General features: G+C 47.1%; 2 protein-coding genes. Both read left to right on the top strand.

Annotated features, from left to right (window positions below):
- Positions 1-96: 96 nt before the first annotated feature.
- The gene (locus I6E61_RS13940) at positions 97-435 is read left to right on the top strand and encodes a proton-translocating transhydrogenase family protein (RefSeq protein ID WP_197135295.1); all 339 of its coding nucleotides are present in this window, start codon (positions 97-99) and stop codon (positions 433-435) included.
- Between the two features lie 14 nt (positions 436-449).
- Positions 450-1,832, top strand: a complete 1,383-nt coding sequence (locus I6E61_RS13935; RefSeq protein WP_197135294.1) for an NAD(P)(+) transhydrogenase (Re/Si-specific) subunit beta — start codon at positions 450-452, stop codon at positions 1,830-1,832.
- Positions 1,833-1,915 lie beyond the last annotated feature (83 nt).

Here is a 1,915-nt window from a genome sequence, read left to right as displayed (position 1 = left end):
ATTAACGTTGTCACCATACATTTGCCAGACATGAATAAATTTTAGGAGGATTAGATGATTGCCACTATTTTAGCGTCAGTACCCGCTGGTGCCGCCATGGCCAGTACACCATTTGTCGCGATTTTTACCGTATTTGTACTCGCTATTTTTGTCGGATATTACGTCGTTTGGGGCGTGACGCCTGCACTACACACACCATTGATGGCCGTCACGAATGCACTATCAAGTATCGTCATCGTGGGTGCCATGCTACAGACCGTCACCATTGATGGTTCTGTCTTTACACCGACCAGTATACTTGGCGCTTTTGCGGTATTTTTGGCCAGTATCAATATCTTCGGTGGTTTTGCTGTGACTGAGCGTATGCTTGCGATGTTTAAACCGAAAGTAAAAAAAGCACCAGTAGCAACCACTGATGTCGGAGGTGACGCATGAACGACTTCTCAGCAATGATTGCGGCAAATGCAGATTGGTTCTACCTAGTCGGCGCGATTCTTTTCGTTTTAACCTTGCGGGGTTTGTCTAGCCCAAAGACGGCTATTCGTGGTAACCGCTTTGGTATGGTAGCGATGGCGATTGCTGTCGTCACGACCTTCTTCTTAGCAGAAGGCCCTGTGCTTTGGTTGATCATCGGTGCGATGATTTTAGGTGCCCTCGTTGGTATGTGGAAGGCGAAAACGGTTGCAATGACTCAGATGCCCGAAACAGTTGCCTTGATGCATTCGTTTGTCGGTTTAGCTGCAGTCGCCATTGCCTTGGCAACCGTATTGCACACTGAGCAACAGCATGGCGCCGTTGCCCGAGTTGAGCTGTTTATTGGTTGTTTCATCGGTGCGATTACGTTCTCAGCCTCGGTCTTTGCCTTTGGTAAATTAGCAGCAAAAAGCTGGGCTAAAACGTTGGTCGGCGGCTGGGTGAAACCTGTCCAAGCGTTATTGTTCATTGCAATGATTGGTTTCGGTGGCGTTTATTTCGTTACTGACTCATTACCAGCATTTTATGCGATGGCAGTGATTGCCGTTATCTTTGGTTGGATGTGGATTGCCCCAATCGGCGGCGGTGACATGCCAGTAGTGGTGTCACTATTGAACTCATTCTCAGGCTGGGCAGCAGCAGGCATTGGTTTCACCCTTGGTAACTCAATGCTGATTATTGCAGGTTCGCTCGTTGGCTCATCAGGTGCGATTTTGTCTTACATTATGTGTAAAGCCATGAACCGCTCACTGCTTAATGTCTTGTTTGGTGGTATGGGTACAGGCGCTGTGGCAGCGGGCGGCGATGATGGTGCACCGAAGAACTATAAAGCTGGTTCGGCAGAAGATGCGGGCTTCTTAATGGCCAATGCAAGTAGTGTGGTCATCGTACCGGGTTATGGTATGGCGCAAGGTCGTGCACAGAATGCGGTAAAAGAATTGTATGAGCTGCTAAAAGAAGAAGGCGTGAATGTACGTTTTGCCATCCATCCGGTCGCGGGTCGTATGCCAGGTCACATGAACGTACTATTGGCTGAAGCCGACGTACCGTATGATGATATTTTAGAGATGGATGAGATCAACTCAGACTTCGCGAGTACCGATGTGGTGTTGGTTATTGGTGCGAACGACGTGGTAAACCCATCTGCGAAAGATGATCCATCGTCGCCAATCTTTGGTATGCCGATTCTAGAAGTGACCAAAGCGCAAACGATTATGGTCATCAAGCGTTCAATGAATACAGGTTATGCAGGGCTTGATAACAGTTTGTTCTACATGGACAAAACCATGATGATCTTTGGTGATGCCAAGAAAATGGTCGAAGAGATGGTTCGTAGTATCAATGGCGCAGGTCATTAATCATTAAAATATGTGTTTAACGGTTAGCTTTTGCCTATAAATTTTTAAGTAAAGAAAGTCACTGAGGTGGCTTTTTTTGCGTT

Source organism: Psychrobacter sp. NZS113 (genome assembly GCF_015864825.1).
Classification (GTDB): Bacteria; Pseudomonadota; Gammaproteobacteria; order Pseudomonadales; family Moraxellaceae; genus Psychrobacter.
Note: the sequence above shows the minus strand (reverse complement) of the source record. Positions and strands in the feature narration are given on the sequence as shown.